This is a genomic window from Paraburkholderia aromaticivorans, from assembly GCF_012689525.1.
Lineage (GTDB): Bacteria > Pseudomonadota > Gammaproteobacteria > Burkholderiales > Burkholderiaceae > Paraburkholderia > Paraburkholderia aromaticivorans_A.
Map to the genome: position 1 here is coordinate 331,740 of NZ_CP051516.1, position 17,380 is coordinate 349,119.

At 63.0% G+C, this 17,380-nt stretch carries 18 protein-coding genes; 13 read left to right on the top strand and 5 right to left on the bottom strand.

Translation table 11 applies throughout. The features are described 5' to 3' along the window. Positions 1 to 179 precede the first annotated feature (179 nt). The 5 genes from gshA (at position 180) to ptsP (ending at position 5,811) form a co-directional block, all read left to right on the top strand. Entirely contained in the window at positions 180 to 1,469 is a 1,290-nt protein-coding gene (gene gshA / locus HF916_RS29535) for a glutamate--cysteine ligase (protein ID WP_168792445.1), read from the top strand. Positions 1,470 to 1,571: 102 nt separating this feature from the next. Continuing rightward, positions 1,572 to 2,528 carry a glutathione synthase gene (gene gshB, locus HF916_RS29540; protein ID WP_168792446.1) on the top strand — a complete coding sequence of 319 codons (957 nt, stop codon included), beginning with the start codon at positions 1,572 to 1,574 and terminating at the stop codon, positions 2,526 to 2,528. Between the two features lie 336 nt (positions 2,529 to 2,864). Next, positions 2,865 to 3,392, top strand: a complete 528-nt coding sequence (locus tag HF916_RS29545; RefSeq protein ID WP_168792447.1) for a PTS sugar transporter subunit IIA — start codon at positions 2,865 to 2,867, stop codon at positions 3,390 to 3,392. A gap of 96 nt (positions 3,393 to 3,488) precedes the next feature. After that, positions 3,489 to 3,758 carry an HPr family phosphocarrier protein gene (locus HF916_RS29550; RefSeq protein ID WP_012431596.1) on the top strand — a complete coding sequence of 90 codons (270 nt, stop codon included), beginning with the start codon at positions 3,489 to 3,491 and terminating at the stop codon, positions 3,756 to 3,758. A 304-nt stretch (positions 3,759 to 4,062) separates the two neighbouring features. After that, complete coding sequence (ptsP, locus tag HF916_RS29555; RefSeq protein ID WP_168792448.1) at positions 4,063 to 5,811, top strand: phosphoenolpyruvate--protein phosphotransferase; 1,749 nt, start codon at positions 4,063 to 4,065, stop codon at positions 5,809 to 5,811. An 85-nt stretch (positions 5,812 to 5,896) separates the two neighbouring features. On the opposite strand, the gene HF916_RS29560 is transcribed toward ptsP, so the two are convergent. The 3 genes from HF916_RS29560 to gpmA form a co-directional block, all read right to left on the bottom strand. After that, positions 5,897 to 6,655, bottom strand: coding sequence for a HesA/MoeB/ThiF family protein (locus HF916_RS29560; protein ID WP_168792449.1), 759 nt, complete (start codon positions 6,653 to 6,655; stop codon positions 5,897 to 5,899). A gap of 166 nt (positions 6,656 to 6,821) precedes the next feature. Further along, the gene (locus HF916_RS29565; protein WP_168792450.1) at positions 6,822 to 8,402 is read right to left on the bottom strand and encodes a S41 family peptidase; all 1,581 of its coding nucleotides are present in this window, start codon (positions 8,400 to 8,402) and stop codon (positions 6,822 to 6,824) included. Positions 8,403 to 8,706: 304 nt separating this feature from the next. Beyond that, positions 8,707 to 9,453: a 2,3-diphosphoglycerate-dependent phosphoglycerate mutase gene (gpmA, locus tag HF916_RS29570; protein ID WP_168792451.1), complete on the bottom strand. Its 747-nt coding sequence runs from the start codon at positions 9,451 to 9,453 to the stop codon at positions 8,707 to 8,709. A gap of 138 nt (positions 9,454 to 9,591) precedes the next feature. On the opposite strand from gpmA, the gene HF916_RS29575 reads away from it, so the two are divergent. From HF916_RS29575 to HF916_RS29595, 5 genes are all read left to right on the top strand, one after another. Then, positions 9,592 to 10,017 carry a rhodanese-like domain-containing protein gene (locus HF916_RS29575; RefSeq protein ID WP_168792452.1) on the top strand — a complete coding sequence of 142 codons (426 nt, stop codon included), beginning with the start codon at positions 9,592 to 9,594 and terminating at the stop codon, positions 10,015 to 10,017. Beyond that, on the top strand, positions 10,014 to 10,277 hold the full coding sequence (grxC, locus tag HF916_RS29580; protein ID WP_007179466.1) for a glutaredoxin 3: 264 nt from the start codon (positions 10,014 to 10,016) through the stop codon (positions 10,275 to 10,277). Before HF916_RS29575 ends, grxC begins: the two co-directional genes overlap by 4 nt. A gap of 148 nt (positions 10,278 to 10,425) precedes the next feature. Beyond that, complete coding sequence (gene secB / locus HF916_RS29585; protein ID WP_007179465.1) at positions 10,426 to 10,896, top strand: protein-export chaperone SecB; 471 nt, start codon at positions 10,426 to 10,428, stop codon at positions 10,894 to 10,896. A 22-nt stretch (positions 10,897 to 10,918) separates the two neighbouring features. Beyond that, positions 10,919 to 11,917, top strand: coding sequence for an NAD(P)H-dependent glycerol-3-phosphate dehydrogenase (locus HF916_RS29590; protein WP_168792453.1), 999 nt, complete (start codon positions 10,919 to 10,921; stop codon positions 11,915 to 11,917). A 97-nt stretch (positions 11,918 to 12,014) separates the two neighbouring features. After that, on the top strand, positions 12,015 to 12,563 hold the full coding sequence (locus HF916_RS29595) for an O-acetyl-ADP-ribose deacetylase (RefSeq protein ID WP_168792454.1): 549 nt from the start codon (positions 12,015 to 12,017) through the stop codon (positions 12,561 to 12,563). Here the strand turns inward: HF916_RS29595 and trmL are convergent. Beyond that, positions 12,536 to 13,006, bottom strand: a complete 471-nt coding sequence (gene trmL / locus HF916_RS29600; RefSeq protein ID WP_168792455.1) for a tRNA (uridine(34)/cytosine(34)/5-carboxymethylaminomethyluridine(34)-2'-O)-methyltransferase TrmL — start codon at positions 13,004 to 13,006, stop codon at positions 12,536 to 12,538. The genes HF916_RS29595 and trmL overlap by 28 nt on opposite strands. 18 nt (positions 13,007 to 13,024) lie before the next feature. Then, positions 13,025 to 13,810 (bottom strand): ComF family protein, encoded by a 786-nt coding sequence (locus HF916_RS29605; protein ID WP_168792456.1) that lies wholly within the window; start codon positions 13,808 to 13,810, stop codon positions 13,025 to 13,027. Between the two features lie 84 nt (positions 13,811 to 13,894). On the opposite strand from HF916_RS29605, the gene HF916_RS29610 reads away from it, so the two are divergent. The 3 genes from HF916_RS29610 (at position 13,895) to coxB (ending at position 17,347) form a co-directional block, all read left to right on the top strand. Next, positions 13,895 to 14,860: a methyltransferase domain-containing protein gene (locus HF916_RS29610; protein ID WP_168792457.1), complete on the top strand. Its 966-nt coding sequence runs from the start codon at positions 13,895 to 13,897 to the stop codon at positions 14,858 to 14,860. Between the two features lie 312 nt (positions 14,861 to 15,172). Continuing rightward, on the top strand, positions 15,173 to 15,646 hold the full coding sequence (locus tag HF916_RS29615) for a DUF2244 domain-containing protein (RefSeq protein WP_168792458.1): 474 nt from the start codon (positions 15,173 to 15,175) through the stop codon (positions 15,644 to 15,646). Between the two features lie 66 nt (positions 15,647 to 15,712). Then, positions 15,713 to 17,347, top strand: a complete 1,635-nt coding sequence (gene coxB / locus HF916_RS29620; protein WP_168792459.1) for a cytochrome c oxidase subunit II — start codon at positions 15,713 to 15,715, stop codon at positions 17,345 to 17,347. Positions 17,348 to 17,380: the final 33 nt, after the last annotated feature.

Consider the following 17,380-nt stretch of genomic DNA (forward strand, 5'->3'; position numbering starts at 1 on the left):
TTTTGGCCCGCCTTCATGGCGGGCTTTTTTCTTGCGGGCTATCTTGTAAACGGTAGTTTTCCCCGCCTATTATGGCGATAGCGAGAATGCATTCGCGTCCGCTTGCGAATGGAGAAACCGTCCCCAAATGGACAAAGCATTTGCTCTACAATCTTTTTTCTCCAGTCTGCGAGTGATCAATGGTTCCGCACCTAGTTACGGCGTTAAACGGCCCGCTGCTCGATCTTGAGCGGAAGATCCTCGACGCTACTCCCGCCATCGAACGCTGGTTCCGGCTCGAATGGCAGGAGCACACGCCGCCGTTCTACTGTTCCGTCGATCTGCGCAACGCGGGCTTCAAGCTCGCGCCGGTCGATACCAATCTGTTTCCTGGCGCATTCAACAATCTGCCGCAGGAAGTGTTGCCGCTGGCCGTGCAGGCCGCGATGGCCTCGATCGAGAAGATCTGCCCGGACGCCAAGAACCTGCTGGTGATTCCGGAACGCCACACGCGCAACGCGTTTTATCTCGAGAATGTCGCCCGTTTGGCCGCGATCATGCGCCAGGCCGGCTTGAACGTGCGTTTCGGCACGCTCGACGAAACCATCAACGGGCCGGTCACGATCGCGCTCTCCGACGGCCAGAAACTCGTGCTCGAACCGCTCGAACGCTCGCAGCGCCGCCTCGGCCTGAAGAACTTCGACCCGTGCTCGATTCTGCTGAACAACGATTTGTCGGGTGGCATCCCGCCCATACTCGAGAATCTGCACGAGCAGTACCTGCTGCCGCCGCTGCATGCCGGCTGGGCCGTTCGCCGTAAATCGACGCATTTTTCCTGCTATGACGACGTCGCGAAGAAATTCGCGAAGATGGTCGAGATCGATCCGTGGATGATCAATCCGTACTTCGCGCATGTGGAAGGCGTCGACTTCCAGGAGCGCACCGGCGAAGAAGCGCTGACGGACGCGATCGACGGCGTGCTGAAGAAGATCGCCAAGAAGTATCGCGAGTACGGCATCTCCGAAAAACCGTATGTCGTCATCAAGTCGGATGCGGGCACTTATGGCATGGGCGTGATGACCGTGCACGACGCGTCGGAAGTCGCCGCGCTCACCAAGCGCGAACGCGCCAAGATGGCCGCGACCAAAGACGGCCTTGAAGTGCATGACGTGATCGTGCAGGAAGGCGTGTACACCTTCGAACGCATCGGCGAAGAAGTGGCCGAGCCGGTCGTGTACATGATCGACCGCTACGTGGTGGGCGGCTTCTACCGCGTGCACGGCAGCCGCGAGCGCGATCAGAATCTGAACGCGCCGGGCATGCACTTCGTGCCGCTCGGCTTCGAGCATACGGCGCTGCCCGACGCGCACGCCAAGCCCGGCGCGGCGGTGCCGAACCGCTTCTATATGTACGGCGTGGTGGCGCGGCTCGGGCTGCTGGCCGCATCGGTGGAACTGGAAAAAACCGATCCGGAAGCGATTCAGGTCTAAGCCACGCTGGTTGGGCGATGGCGGCATACGTGCCGCCATCGCCATTTTCAACGACACTATTTACGATCAATGCGAAGCCCGTCAGGGCGCACCGGGACCTTCATGGACATTCTTTTCATCGCCGATCCGCTCGCGCAATTCAAGATCTACAAAGACTCGACCTACGCGATGATGGCCGAAGCGGCGCGCCGCGGTCACGTGGTGTACACGTGCGAGCCGAAGCATCTGGCGTGGACGGGCGGTGACGTCGAGGCGAACGTGCAGCGCTTTGCGATTGTCGGCGACGTCACCGATCTGCATCGCGAAGTCTGGTACGACGCTGAAGCCGCCGCGCCGCGCTCGCTCAAGAGCTTCAGCGCCGTGGTGATGCGCAAGGACCCACCGTTCGACATGGAATACGTCACGTCGACGTGGCTGCTCGAAATGGCCGAACGCGGCGGCGCGCGCATTTTCAACAAACCGCAGGCGATTCGCGACCACTCGGAAAAGCTCGCGATCGGCGAGTTCGCCCAGTTCGTCACGCCCACGCTGGTCACGCGCGACGCAACCCGCTTGCGTGCCTTCCATGAAGAACACGGCGACGTGATCCTGAAGCCGCTCGACGGCATGGGCGGCATGGGCGTGTTCCGCGTGAAGGCCGACGGCATGAACCTCGGTTCGATCATCGAAATGCTGAGCCACGACGGCGCGCGGTCGGTGATGGCGCAGAAATTCATCCCCGAGATCAAAGAGGGCGACAAGCGTATTTTGTTGATCGGCGGCGAAGCCGTGCCGTATTCGCTCGCACGTATTCCTCAGGGTAATGAAGTGCGCGGCAATCTCGCGGCCGGCGGCCTCGGCGTGGCGCGGCCGCTGACCGAGCATGACCGCAAGATCGCCGATACGCTGGCGCCGGTGCTCGCTGCGCGCGGTTTGCTGCTGGTCGGGCTGGACGCGATCGGCGACTGGCTGACCGAAGTGAACGTGACGAGCCCGACGTGTTTCCGCGAGATCATGGATCAAACCGGCTTCGACGTCGCCGCCATGTTCATCGACGCATTGGAGCGCGCAACGGGTTGATGGCACGGCCGGTGCCGGCACTTGAATGCCCGCCATGCCCCCCAAACTGTGTAGTAAATCCGCATCACGCAGCACGCCGGATTTGGCGCGAAAATGAGCCTGATACAATGCCCGCTCTTCCGCTCCAAGGTGAATCGATGGCACCCGACGGGTGTCATGGGCAGCGGACTGTAAGCGAGCAGTGTTTCGCCGGCGCAGGCACGATGCCATGCGCGGCAAGCCGCTCGTCAATCGATGCGTTCCGGCCCTCATGGCCCACGGCCGGCAGAGGGCGCTGACGAACCGGGCATCGTCCCGGTTCACGGTTCGGGGCCGTTCTTTTGCAGTAAGGCTGACATGGCAGGCATTCTGATCATTGCGCACGCTCCGTTCGCCACCGCGTTGCGCGATTGTATTTCGCACATCTATGGTGGCTTGCCGGCTCGCATCGGCGTGATCGACGTATCGCCGGATTGCGATCCCGCACAGCAGGTTGCGTTTGCGAACTCGGAAATCGAGCGTCTCAAGGAAGAAAACGGCGCGCTCGTCCTCACGGATATGTTCGGCGCCACGCCGGCGAATATCGCCGGACGGCTCGCGTCGTTGCCGAACGTGCGCGTGCTGTGCGGCGTCAACTTGCCGATGCTGGTGCGCGCGGTCTGTTATCGCGCCACACCACTCGACACGCTGGTCGACAAGGCACTCGCCGGCGCCACCAAGGGCGTGCACGCAATCGGGCCGGCCACGCCGGCGCCCGTCGCACCCACGGCGGAATCCGGCGACTGTTTGCCGGCTCTGCCGCCGGAGGCGGCATCGGCTGACTGTATGCCCGCCTTGCCGCCCGAAGCCGACCTGACGCAGAAAGCCGACTCGGCCGGCTTATAAGTCGTTCGGCCGGCTCGCCCAGGGTTTCAAACGCATTGCAACCGCTTCGCAGTTTCACCTTTCACCACAACACTTACCCGCGCTTCGGACCATCACATGCTGCAACAGGAAACGACAATTGTGAACAAGCTGGGGCTGCACGCGCGCGCGTCGGCCAAGTTGACCCAACTCGCGGGCAACTATCAGGCGGAAATCTGGATGAGCCGTAATGGCCGCCGTATCAACGCCAAGAGCATCATGGGCGTGATGATGCTGGCCGCGGGCATCGGCAGCACGGTGCTGATCGAAACGGAAGGCTCCGACGAAAAAGAAGCGATGGACGCATTGTTGAAACTGATTGCCGATAAATTCGGCGAGGGGCAGTGAACTGGCGCGTCCACGTTGCGATGAGCAGAAACGCCGCGGTTGTCCGCGGCGTTTTTTTTAGCGCATGACAATGGGCAGACGAAACGCGCGTGAGGGCGCGCGCGTCGACATGCGCATGCAAGACTCAGCCTTGCTGAAACGCGAGACGGATGAAGGCGCATCACGACGGCTGCTTACGGTATTTCGTGCTGCACTGCACACAGCCCCAGCGCACCTGCAAAGGGCGCGGAATTTATAATGACGAACAGTGTCTGAGAGCATTGCAGCGGTTTGCCGCGGCATTACACAACTAGAGGAGGTGCGCGTGTCCTTCACGCTGCATGGAATTCCCGTGTCACGCGGTATCGCCATCGGGCGGGCTTATCTGATCGCCCCGGCTGCACTTGACGTAGACCACTATCTGATCGAACCCGCCCAGATCGAGAGCGAGATCGAGCGCTTTCGCACGGCCCAACAACACGTGCATTACGAGCTCGAAACGCTGCGTGCCGATCTCGCCGCGGATGCGCCGAGTGAAATGGGCGCGTTCATCACCGTTCATTCAATGATCCTGAACGATGCGATGCTCGTGCAGGAAACCTTCGACCTGATCCGTACACGCCGCTACAACGTGGAGTGGGCGCTGACCGAGCAGCTCGAGCGCCTGTCGCGCCATTTCGACGACATCGAAGACGAGTACCTGCGCGAGCGCAAAGCCGATATCGAACAGGTAGTGGAGCGCGTGCTGAAGGCGCTGGCCGGCGCGTCGGTGGGTCTGGGAGACGGCGTGCACGGCGCGTGCGACGAAATGATCGTGGTCGCGCACGACATCGCGCCGGCCGACATGATGCAGTTCAAGACCCAGACGTTTCAGGGTTTCGTCACGGACCTCGGCGGCCGCACGTCGCACACGGCGATCGTCGCGCGTAGCCTGGGCATCCCGGCGGCGGTCGGCGTGCAGCACGCGAGCGCGCTGATTCGCCAGGACGACCTGATCATCGTCGACGGCGATCACGGGATTGTGATCGTCGACCCCGCGCCGATCGTGCTGGAAGAGTACTCGTATCGGCAAAGTGAGAAAGCGCTCGAGCAGCGCAAGCTGCAGCGGCTCAAGTTTTCGCCCACACAAACGCTGTGCGGCACCCGCATCGAACTGTGCGCGAACATCGAGTTGCCGGACGACGCGCGCGCGGCGATCGACGCGGGCGCGACGGGCGTCGGCCTGTTCCGCACTGAGTTCCTGTTCATGAATCACAAGGACCGCTTGCCGGAAGAGGAAGAGCAGTTCGGCGCGTACCGTCGCGCGGTCGAGCTGATGAACGGGCTGCCGGTCACCATCCGCACCATCGACGTGGGCGCCGACAAGCCGCTCGATTCGATGAGCGGGGGCGATAGTTACGAAACCGCCGCGAATCCGGCCCTGGGGCTGAGAGCGATTCGCTGGAGCCTTTCCGAGCCGCAGATGTTCCTCACGCAGTTGCGCGCGATTCTGCGCGCGTCGGCGTTCGGCTTGGTGAAAATTCTGATTCCGATGCTCGCGCACGCGCAGGAAATCGACCAGACGCTCGATCTGATTCGCGAAGCCAAGCGTCAGCTCGACGACGCGGGTATGGCCTACGATCCGAACGTACAGGTCGGCGCGATGATCGAGATCCCGGCCGCCGCCATCGCTTTGCCGCTGTTCCTGAAGCGGCTCGATTTCCTGTCGATCGGCACCAACGATCTGATCCAGTACACGCTCGCGATCGATCGCGCGGACAACTCGGTCGCGCATTTGTACGACCCGCTGCATCCGGCGGTTCTGTATCTGATCGCGTTCACGCTGCGCGAAGCGAAGCGGGCGGGCGTGCCGGTCTCGGTGTGCGGTGAGATGGCCGGGGATCCGGCGTTGACGCGTCTATTGCTCGGCATGGGCCTCACCGAGTTTTCGATGCATCCGAGCCAGCTGCTGGTGGTGAAGCAGGAAGTGCTGCGCTCGCATCTGAAGACGCTGGAGAAGCCGGTGGCCGATGTGCTGGCATCGTTCGAACCGGAAGAAGTGCAGGCTGCGCTGAAGCGCGTGATGCTGGCCTGAGTCGCCGCCGTTCGCTTCATTAGATAAAGAAACGCCGCCCATTGGGCGGCGTTTCTGTTTCAGCGTGCGGCTGAAGAGGCTAGTGTCAGGCGAGGTGCGTCTGCCCGCACACCGGGCAATCCGGCTGGCGCGTGATGCGCATCGTAGTCCACTCCATCCGCAGCGAATCGAGCATCATCAGCCGGCCGAGCAACGGCGTGCCGATTCCGCCGATCACCTTAAGCGCTTCAGCGGCCTGCATCGAGCCGACGATGCCGACTGTCGGCGCGAACACGCCCATCGTCGAACACGCGACTTCTTCGAACGGCTGGTCTTCGGGAAACACGCAGGCATAGCACGGCGAAGCTGGGTCGCGGAAATCAAAGGTGCTGATCTGGCCGTCGAAGCGCAACGCCGCGCCCGACACCAGCGGCACGCCGTGTTTCACGCAGGCGCGGTTGATCGCATGGCGCGTGGCGAAGTTATCCGTGCAATCGAGCACGACGCTCGCGTGCGGCACTTGCGCGTCGAGCCACGCGTCGTCGACGCGCTCGGCCACCGCGTTCACCACGACCTCGGGATTGATCTGCGCGATCGCGTCGCGTCCGGACTCCACCTTCTTGCGTCCAACCGATGCGGTCACATGCAGGATTTGCCGCTGCAGATTGGTCAGGTCGACCGTATCCGCATCGACCAGCGTCAAACGGCCGACGCCGGCCGCCGCCAGATACATCGCAGCGGGCGAACCCAAGCCGCCCGCGCCGACGACGATCGCGTGCGCATCGAGAAAGCGCTGCTGCGCCTCGATACCGATTTCATCGACGAGGATGTGGCGGGAATAGCGAAGGAGTTGATCGTCGTTCATGGCGGGGCGCGTGAATGTATCGCGCGATGTGATGCAGGACCGATGGACCTGCCGTGCGCGTTGTCGATATTTTAATCGCGCCGGGAGCGGGTGTTCTGACTGGTGCCGGGTATTACAGCGTGTCTTCGCAGCATGTTCCACTGCGAAGACACGTCAGGCTTGCTGCTTAGTTGCTTTGCGAAGCAGGCGCCGAGGCCGGGGCCGATGCACCCGGCACCGGTTGCGTCGGCTTCACCGCGACCGGCGCGGACGCCGACGTGGCCGGCTTGTTTTGCGCGAGACGGCGCTCGGTCAGCGACTTCGATTCCTGCACCGGCTTGCCTTCCAGCTTGTTCAGAGCCTGTTGCAGCATGAAGTCGTCGGCCGAACCGAATTCCACCGGCTTGCGCTCACGATCCTTCTGACGCTGTTCCGGCGTCTTCTTATCGTTCTGCTCTTCAAGCTGGCGCAACTGGTCCATGCGTTCCTGTTCGCGCTGTTCCGCTTCCTTCTTCTCGTTCGGGTCTTGCGTGTTCGCAAGGTGATTCGTGTAGTCGACTTCGCGCGTGACAAGTGCGTCGTCCGGATCGCCTTCTGCGTATTGATCGACCGCGACGTCAGGACGGATGCCCTTGTTCTGGATCGACCGGCCGCTCGGCGTGTAGTAGTACGCCGTGGTCAGACGCAGTGCGGTTTCGGCTGTCATGGGACGCACGGTCTGCACCGAACCCTTCCCGAAGGTGGTCTTGCCGACGATCAGCGCACGATGCTGATCCTGCAGCGCGCCCGCGACGATTTCCGACGCCGACGCGGAGTACGCGTTGGTCAGCACGATCATCGGCACGGTCTTGAAGATCGGCGCTTCGTCCTTCAGCGGATCGCTGTCGAAGGATTGCAGGCGGTAGTTGTCGTAGGTGTCGCGATAGACCTGTTTCGAATCCGGAATCTGGCCGTTGGTGGACACCACAACCGAATTCGGCGGCAGGAACGCGCCGGCCACGCCGACCGCGCTTTGCAGCAGGCCGCCGCCGTTGTTGCGCAGGTCGAGCACGAGGCCCTTCAAATTCGGCTGCTGACGCGCGATGTCTTGCAGTTTCGCGGCAAGGTCAGGCGTGGTGCGTTCCTGGAAGCTGGTGATCCGCACATAGGCGTAGCCCGGCGCAAGGATCTTCATCTTGACCGACTGGACCTTGATGATCGCGCGCGTCACGGTGAGCGGGAACGTGCGGTCGTCGGTCTTGCGGAAGATGGTGAGCGTGACCTTGGTGCCCGGGTCGCCGCGCATCTGCTTGACCGCCTGGTCGAGCGTCATGCCGCGCACGGGCTTGTCGTTGATACGCGTGATCAGGTCGCCCGGACGAATGCCGGCGCGGAACGCGGGCGTGTCCTCGATCGGCGAAATCACCTTGATCAGGCCGTCTTCCGAAGAAATTTCGATGCCGAGGCCGGCGAAGCGACCCTTGGTCTGCTCCTGCAGTTCCTCGTAATCGGTCTTGTCGAGATACGACGAGTGCGGGTCGAGGCTCGACACCATGCCCTTGATGGCGGCGGTGAGAAGCTTTTTATCGTCGACCGGTTCGACGTATTCGTGCTTGATTTGCCCGAAGACTTCGGCAAAGAGCCTGAGCTGGTCCAGCGGCAGCGGAGCAACAGCGTTCGACGCTGCGCTGGCGGGTTGCTGGGCTGAAGCCGAGAGTTGCAGGGTGGCAAATACGCCGGTAGCAAGGCCCGCGGCAATCAGGCCGATATTTTTCAGGTTCTTTCGCATAGAGTCTGTTGCGGTCGGAAGCGCGTGGCAGCGTCGATAGAGATGGGGACGGACAAGTATAACTGCACACCCGCCAAGTCAGGGCGCGGCGCAGGCAATCGTGATTCGACAGCACGAGCCGGGCCTGGTTCGTTGGATTGCGGGCACAACGATGAAGTAATGTGCCGTAACGGATGGAAGGCGGCCAGAACGGCGCGCTCGAATGACGCGAGCCGCGCTGACCGGTACGTCTCGCCGGCCGGCGCGACCCGTGAGCCGCCACTCGCCGCGTTTCTGACGGCAACATGGCGGCAAGATGGCAGAATCAGCCCGCCTTGCCTTGCTTGGCAACAGCGGCCTGTGCCTTGGCGATCGCTTCCTGGTCGCCCAGATAGTAGTGCTTGATCGGTTTCAGGTTTTCGTCGAGTTCATAGACGAGCGGCACGCCGTTCGGAATATTCAGGCCGACGATGTCGTTGTCCGAAATATTGTCGAGGTACTTCACCAGCGCGCGGATCGAGTTGCCGTGGGCGGCGATCACGACCTTGCGGCCCGACTTGATGGCCGGCGCAATCGACTCGTTCCACAGGGGCAGAACGCGCGCGACCGTGTCTTTAAGGCATTCGGTGAGCGGCAGTTGCTCGCGCGGCACCTTGGCGTAGCGCGGATCGTCGTAGGGCGCGCGTTCGTCCGTCGCCTCGAGCGCCGGCGGCGGCGTGTCGTAGCTGCGGCGCCAGACCAGCACCTGTTCGTCGCCGAATTTGGCGGCCGTCTCCGCCTTGTTCAGACCCGACAGCGCGCCGTAGTGGCGTTCGTTCAGACGCCACGAATGCACCACCGGCAGGTACATCAGATCCATTTTGTCCTGCACATGCCACAAGGTGCGGATCGCGCGCTTGAGCACCGACGTGTAGGCGATGTCGAACGTGTAGCCCGAGTCCTTTAGCAGCACGCCCGCTTGCTGCGCTTCACTGTTGCCTTGCTCGGTGAGGTCGACGTCGACCCAACCCGTGAAGCGGTTTTCCTTGTTCCACGTCGATTCGCCGTGGCGGATGAGAACGAGTTTGTACATGAGATTGCCGGTCGGTAGTGAGGAAGCGGTAAAGCGCTGCGCGGGGTCCTCTGAAGGAGCGCCGCCATCGCGTCAGACGGTTATTTTATAATGGCTGGATTGCCCTTTTCGATTTCTCTCTTTTTCGGCGGATTTTCCGTGAAGTTTTTCACTGATTACACAAACCTTGTACTGATCGCGATCGTCCTCATCTCCGGTGGGTTGCTGCTGTGGCCGACGATTCGCCGGCGCGGCCGTGGCGGCCTGTCGGCCGCTGAGGCCACGCAACTGATCAACCGGCGCAATGCGGCGGTCATCGATCTGCGTCCGTCCGCCGACTACGCCAAAGGGCATTTGCCCGCGGCACGGCACCTTGAATTTGCAGAGTTGCAGGCGAAGGTCGCGCAACTCGTGAAGAACAAGAGCAACCCGGTGCTGCTGGTATGCCAGACCGGCCAGCAGTCGAACAAGGCAGCGCGTATCGTGCAGGATGCAGGTTACGCGGAAGTCCATGTTCTCGAAGGCGGCGTCGACGCCTGGCAGAAAGCCGGTATGCCGGTTGTGAAACAAGGAGCAGCCAAGTGAACAAAGTGATCATGTACAGCACCCAGGTGTGCCCGTATTGCCAGATGGCCGAACGTCTTTTAAAGTCGCGCGGCGTCGAGCACGTTGAAAAGGTACTGATCGACAAAGACCCGGCCCGTCGTGAGGAAATGATGACCCGGACCGGTCGCCGCACGGTGCCGCAAGTGTTCATCGGCGAGACGCATGTGGGCGGGTACGATGACCTCTCCGCGCTCGATCGCGCGGGCGGCTTGATGCCGCTGCTCGAAGCAACCGCCTGAATTCGCGCGCCCACGGGCGCATGAAGGCGGGTGAACCACAAGCCGGCGCGTCCTCGCCCCATCAGGGCGGGCGAAGCGCCGCAACGATCTGGCGGCCCATGCAAGCATGGGCCGCCGCCATGCATACCTATCAGGGAATCACTTCATCATGTCCGACGAGAATAACCAGCCGTTCTTCAACATCCAGCGCATCTACCTGAAGGACATGTCGCTCGAGCAGCCGAATTCGCCGGGCATCTTCCTCGAGCAGGAAATGCCCTCGGTCGAAGTCGAAGTCGACGTGAAGGCCGAGCGTCTCGCCGACACCGTGTTCGAAATCCTCGTCACGGGCACGGTCACGGCCAAGGTGTCGGACAAGGTGGCGTTCCTGATCGAAGCCAAGCAAGCCGGCATTTTCGACATCCGCAACATTCCGGCTGAGCAGATCGACCCGCTGGTCGGCATTGCCTGCCCGACCATCCTGTTCCCGTACCTGCGCTCGAACATCGCCGACGCGATCACCCGCGCCGGTTTCCCGCCGATCCACCTCGCCGAGATCAACTTCCAGGCGCTGTACGAGCAACGCCTCGCGCAGATGGGTGGCCAGGACGGCGCGGCGCAGAACGGCGTCACGCACTAAAGTGTCGCAGGCGGTGCCGGCTATGAAGGTTGCTGTCCTTGGCGCCGGCGCATGGGGCACAGCCCTCGCCGGCCATCTGGCCGTGCGGCACGACACGCTGCTGTGGGCGCGCGAGTCCGCGCTCGTTGCCGATCTCTCCGCTTCGCACGAAAACGCCCGCTATCTGGCGGGCGTTGCTTTGCCGCCGGCGCTTCGCTATGAAGCCGATTTCGACGCAGCGCTCGACCACGCGCTCGCCGACGACGCGTTATGCGTCGTGGCGACGCCCGTGGCTGGACTGCGCGGTCTGTTTCAGGCGATGCGCGACGCGGGCAAAGTGCCGGCCCATGTGGTGTGGTTGTGCAAAGGGTTTGAAGCCGACTCGCAGTTGATGCCGCATCAGGTGGTCGCGGCCGAATTGCCGGAGCACGGCAGTAATGGCGTGCTGTCCGGTCCGAGCTTCGCGCGCGAAGTCGGGCAGGGCTTGCCGGTTGCGTTGACCATCGCGAGTGCGTCGGCGGCGTGCCGCGAGCGCACAGTCGCCGCGTTTCATCACGGCGCCATGCGCATCTATACCGGCGACGACGTCGTCGGCGTGGAGGTGGGCGGCGCGGTGAAAAACGTGCTGGCCATTGCAACAGGCATCGCGGACGGCCTCGGTCTCGGTCTCAATGCGCGCGCGGCGCTGATTACGCGCGGTCTCGCCGAAATGTCGCGCCTCGGCGTGACGCTTGGCGGACGGGCGGAAACGTTCACCGGTTTGACCGGCCTCGGCGATCTGATCCTGACCGCAACCGGCGATCTGTCGCGCAATCGCACGGTCGGCGTGCAACTCGCCGCGGGCCGCACGCTCGACGATATTCTCGGCGCCCTAGGTCACGTGGCCGAAGGCGTGCGTTGCGCGCAGGCAGTCCTCGCGATTGCTCGTGCGCATGCGATCGAGATGCCGATCACGCAGGCGGTCTGTGCCGTGCTGTTCGACGGCGTGGCGCCGCGCGACGCCGTCAGCGCCCTGCTGCGGCGCGACTCCAAAGCTGAATAAGCCTTGTCTTTCAGCCGTTTAGCGCGCAAAAGCGCTGAACGGCTGCCTGCTCTCGCTGTCCACGTTTTTATCGACGCTTCGGATCAGCGAGGTTCCCATGCTCAGATTCAATCGTTGCACGCTGGACGCATGCGTGGTCGATATCACCACGCTCGCCGTGGATGCGATCGTCAATGCCGCGAACACGTCGTTATTGGGCGGAGGCGGCGTTGACGGCGCGATTCATCGCGCGGCCGGCAAGGCGTTGCTGCGCGAGTGCGAGACGTTAGGCGGCTGCGCGACCGGCGACGCGAAGCTGACCGCCGGCTATCGTCTGCCGGCCAAACACGTGATTCACGCCGTCGGCCCGGTCTGGCGCGGCGGGGCGCATGGCGAGGCCGACTTGCTGGCTTCGTGCTATCAGCGCTCGCTCGAGGTGGCGCGCGAAGCGCAGTGCAAGAGCATTGCGTTTCCCGCGATCAGTTGCGGCATCTACCATTTTCCTGCTGACGAGGCCGTGCGGATCGCGGTCGGCACGGTGCTCGACACGTTGCCGCGTGCGCCGCAAATCGAACGGGTGGTGTTCGCCTGTTTCGACGACGCCATGTTCGCGCGCTACGAAGCCGAATTGAAACTCCGTCAGGCGCCGCCGTCGAAGCCGGTTTGACGCCACGCTTCAAACACCACGACCGCGACGGTATTCGACAGATTCAGGCTGCGGTTGCCTGGCCGCATGGGCAAGCGCACGCGTTGCTCGTTGGCGAACTGATCGAGCACCGAGTCAGGCAGGCCGCGCGTCTCGGCGCCGAACACAAACCAGTCGCCGGATTGAAAGGCGTGCTCGTGAAAGCGTCCCGAGCCGCGCGTGGTGAAGGCAAACATGCGCGCCGGGTCCGGCGATTCCTTGGCGATAAACGCCGCCCAATCGGCATGCACGTTCATTTGCGCGTACTCGTGATAGTCGAGGCCGGCGCGGCGCAACTTGGCGTCGTCGAGTGGAAAGCCGAGCGGCTCGATCAGATGCAGCCGTGCGCCGGTGTTGGCGCACAGGCGGATCACGTTGCCGGTGTTGGGCGGGATTTCCGGTTCTACGAGAACGACATTGAACATGGTGAGCTCAGGTGGAGACTAGTTTTTCGGTGTGCGCAGCGCGACGAAGTTGGTGACTCGCCGCGCACCGGCGGCCTTCAGCGTGCGCGCTAGCGCTTCGAGCGTGGCGCCGGTCGTCATCACATCGTCGACGATGCCGACGTGCAGGCCTTGCACCGACCCGGCGACCTTGAAAGCGCGGCCTACGTTCAGACGACGGGCGTCGAGGTCGAGTCGCGACTGCGGCGCGGTGTGAATCACGCGATCCAGCAAGATTGCGTCGCTGCGCACTGTCAGCGCGCGGGCCAGCGGCCTGGCGATCTGCCAGGCCTGGTTGTAGCCGCGCTCGGTGAGCCGTTTTCTGGCAAGCGGCACGGGCGCGATCACATCCGGCCATTCGGCACAGTCTTGCCAGGAATCCTGTGCAAGACGCGCGAGGCGTTGTGCGAACTCGCGCGCCAGCATCAGCCGGGCGCGAAATTTCAGGCCGACCGCGAGCGTGTCGAGCGGCGCCCGGTAGTCGGCGAGGGCGAAGGTCGCGTCGAACGGTGGCGGCTCGCCGATGCAATCCGCGCAGCGATATTGCGTGTGCGCCGCCCATCGCGAACTGGATAACGGCACGGCGCAGACGGTGCAGCGCAAGCGGCTTTCGTTCCAGTAGGCTGCGTCGCAACCGGCGCACAGCGTCGTATGCGACAAATTGCCGCATAACGCGCAGAGGTTCGGCAACGCGGCGTGCCTCACGCGCGGCCACGCTGAATGCAAGCCGCTCGCGAAACGCGCGAATCTGCCGCCGGAAAATGACGAATTGGGTCGGAATGGCACGGTGGGACCGCCCGCGAAGGCCTTTCACGCTGAATGGAAGGAAGCGAGCGAGTATACTTCCTGCTTCACGCCAGCACGACACCCATGTCCCCAACTTCCGCTCAAACAGGCCGTCCGGCCTATGATTCCCGGCGCCTCCGGCGGATCTTCGACCGTCGCGCAGCGACTTTCGACGACGTCGCGTTCCTGCCGCGCGAGATCGCGCAACGTATGCGCGAGCGCCTCGACTTCATCAAGGTCACGCCGGCAAGCGTGCTCGACGCCGGCTGCGGCGCGGGCGAAGACATTCCCGCTTTGCGCGAGCGCTTTCCCGAAGCGCCGGTGTTCGGCACCGATCTTTCTCACGGCATGCTCACGCGCGCGCTCCAGCACGATTCCGGCGACACGAGCTGGCGGCGGTTTCTGCCGGCATCGCTTGGCAAGGCGCTCGGCGCCCGCGGTCCGCGCTTCGCGCAAGCCGACTTTTCGGCGCTGCCGTTCGCGGCCGGCGCGTTCGAATTCATCTGGTCCAATCTGGCGCTGCACTGGCACTCGCGGCCCGATCTCGTGTTTCCCGAGTGGCAGCGTGTGCTGAAAGTCAACGGCCTGCTGATGTTCAGCACGCTCGGTCCCGACTCGCTCAAGGAGTTGCGTGGCGCGTATGCCGAAATCGAGGCCGCGCACGGCGTCGCCTCGCGCAAGCATGTGATCGACTTCGTCGACATGCACGATCTCGGCGATATGCTGGTCGAAAGCGGCTTCGAGATTCCCGTGATGGACCAGGAAGTCCTCACCATTACCTATAAGTCGCCGCAGTCGCTGCTCGCCGACGTGCGCCGCTGGGGCGCCTATCCGTTCGAGCGCGAAGCGTCGTCGAGCGCCGCCGCACGCCGGCTGCACAAGGCTTTGCTCGCGGCCCTCGAAGCCCGCCGGCGCACCGACGGCACGATCGCGCTGACCTTCGAAGTGATCTACGGACACGCATGGAAAGCCGTGCCGCGCACCACGGCCGAAGGTCATGGCATCGTGCGAATCGAGGACATCGGACGAGGTTCGTCGAGGAATCGGTGAGGAATCGGCGAGGCGGTAAGAGGACACCTGTTATGTCTGAAATTACCGCTTCAAAAGACGCGCAAAAGGTGCGTCAAAACGGCGCGGAGGCTTGTCGCGCCTGGCTTGTGGGCCAATTGAGGCTTGCTTGTGGATGCTATGGATCGCGCCTATAATGCGTCAGTTTGTCGCCCGGAGTTCCCACATTTGGGGCGGCAGGCCCGAGGCACAGGGCAGCAAGATAAGATGGCGCGGCGGTGATCGAGCGGCTGGAATAATGGTCGCGAAGATTGGCCGCTGGCGGCGATTGGAGACAATCGGCGGGAGGCAGCGATGGAAGCATCAGATCTGCTGGCGGATTCAGAACCAGTTCTCAAAGACTGGACGATGAAACGCAACTGTTCGATATCGCCGCGGCAGTTCGTGTATTTCTACGTGTCGCTTGCGTTGTTCTCGTTGGCAATTGCTTTCATGCTGGTTCTGGTCGGCGCCTGGCTGGTGTTGCCGTTCACCGGTATCGAATTGCTGGCGGTGGGCATCGCGTTTGCCATATATGCGCGTCATGCTGTGGATTACGAGCGCATCCGGTTGTTTCAGAACCGGCTCGTCGTCGAGCAGATCAGCGCCGAGCAGCTCACGCAGTTCGAGTTCAATCCGCGCTGGGTGCGAATCGAGGCGGGCGCAACACCGCGTGACCAGATCAAACTGGTCTCGCGCGGGCAGACGATCATGATCGGGCAACATCTCGCGCAGTATCGGCGCGCGCAGTTCGCAGGCGAATTGCGTATGTGGCTCACGCGTTGTTAGACGCGTGGGGTCGCGCGCGGTTCACGGGGAGCGCGAGGCAAGCTGCCAGCGGGGTCGAGGGTTTGAATGGAAAATTTGGGTAAGGAAGCTATGAAAACAATCAAGCGAGCCCTCATGGGCGTGCTGGCGATGAGCGGACTGCTTTTCGCCGGTGCGGCCCTGGCAGTGGGCGATGTTCCGGGCGGCCCTGCCGTCAACGAGATCAATCTCCAGCCGCCTGCGACGAAGATCGCTGAGGAGCTCTTCAGCCTCCACATGTTCATGCTGGTTCTTTGCCTGGTCATCTTCGTCGGCGTGTTCGGCGTGATGTTCTATTCGATCTTTGCTCACCGCAAATCGAAAGGCCACAAGGCTTCCAACTTCCACGAAAGCACTACCGTCGAAATCATCTGGACGATCGTGCCGTTCATCATCGTCGTGCTGATGGCGCTGCCCGCCACCAAGACGGTGGTCGCGATGAAAGACACCACCAACGCCGACGTCACCATCAAGGTCACCGGCTACCAGTGGAAATGGGGCTACGACTACGTGAAGGGCCCGGGCGAGGGCATCAACTTCCTGTCCACGCTGGCCACGCCGCGTGCGGAAACCGATGGCCGCGAACCGATTTCCACCACGTATCTGCAGGAAGTCGACAATCCGCTGGTCGTCCCGGTCGACAAGAAAATCCGCATCATCACCACCGCGAACGACGTGGTCCACTCCTGGTACGTGCCGGCTTTCGGCGTGAAGCAGGACGCGATTCCGGGCTTCGTGCGCGACACGTGGTTCAAGGCTGACAAGGTCGGCACGTTCCGCGGCTTTTGTACCGAGCTGTGCGGCAAGGAACACGCGTTCATGCCGGTCGTGGTCGAAGTGCTGTCCGCCGACGACTACGCGAAGTGGGTCGACACGCAGAAGAAGAAAATGGCCGCCGGGCAGGACGACCCGAACAAGACCTACACGATGGCCGAGCTGATGGAGCGCGGCGGCAAGGTCTACGCGGCGAACTGCGCCGTCTGCCACCAGCCGACCGGCAAGGGCGCAGGCGCATTCCCGGCGCTCGACGGCAGCAAGATCGCCAACGGCGCGATCGCCGAACATGTCAGCCTGGTGCTGAAGGGCAAGAACGCGATGCCGTCGTGGGCGCCTACGCTGAACGACGTCGAAATCGCTTCGGTGGTCACGTACGAACGTAACTCGTGGGGCAACCACACCGGCGACATTCTCCAGCCGAAGCAGGTTGCGGACGCCCGTAACGGCAAGCTGCCGGAAGGCGGGAACCATCTGGCCGACGCAGGCGCGGCAGCGAGTGGCGCAGAGGCAGCTTCGGGCGCGGCCGCCTCGGGTGCGGAAGCGGCAACAGCACCGGCAGCGGCCGGTTCGGACAGCGGTGCAACGCAAGCGGCGCTCCCGGCCAGCATCTACTTCGACACCGGCAAGAGCACGCTGCCGGCCGACGCGAAAGCGGCAGTCGACGCAGCCGCAGCTTATGCGAAGGCGCATCCGGACGCGAAATTCACGCTGTCGGGCTTCACCGACGCCACCGGCTCCGCCGATCTCAACGCGAAGCTCGCGAAGAGCCGTGCCGAAGCCGTGCGCGACGCGTTGAAAGCAGCCGGCATTGCCGAAGACCATATTATTTTGAAGAAGCCGGAAACGATCACGGGCGGCAGCGATGCGAAAGAAGCCCGGCGTGTCCAGATCAGCCCGGCTGCCTGACGTGTTCATGGTCAGCACCGCAGTATTCGCTTT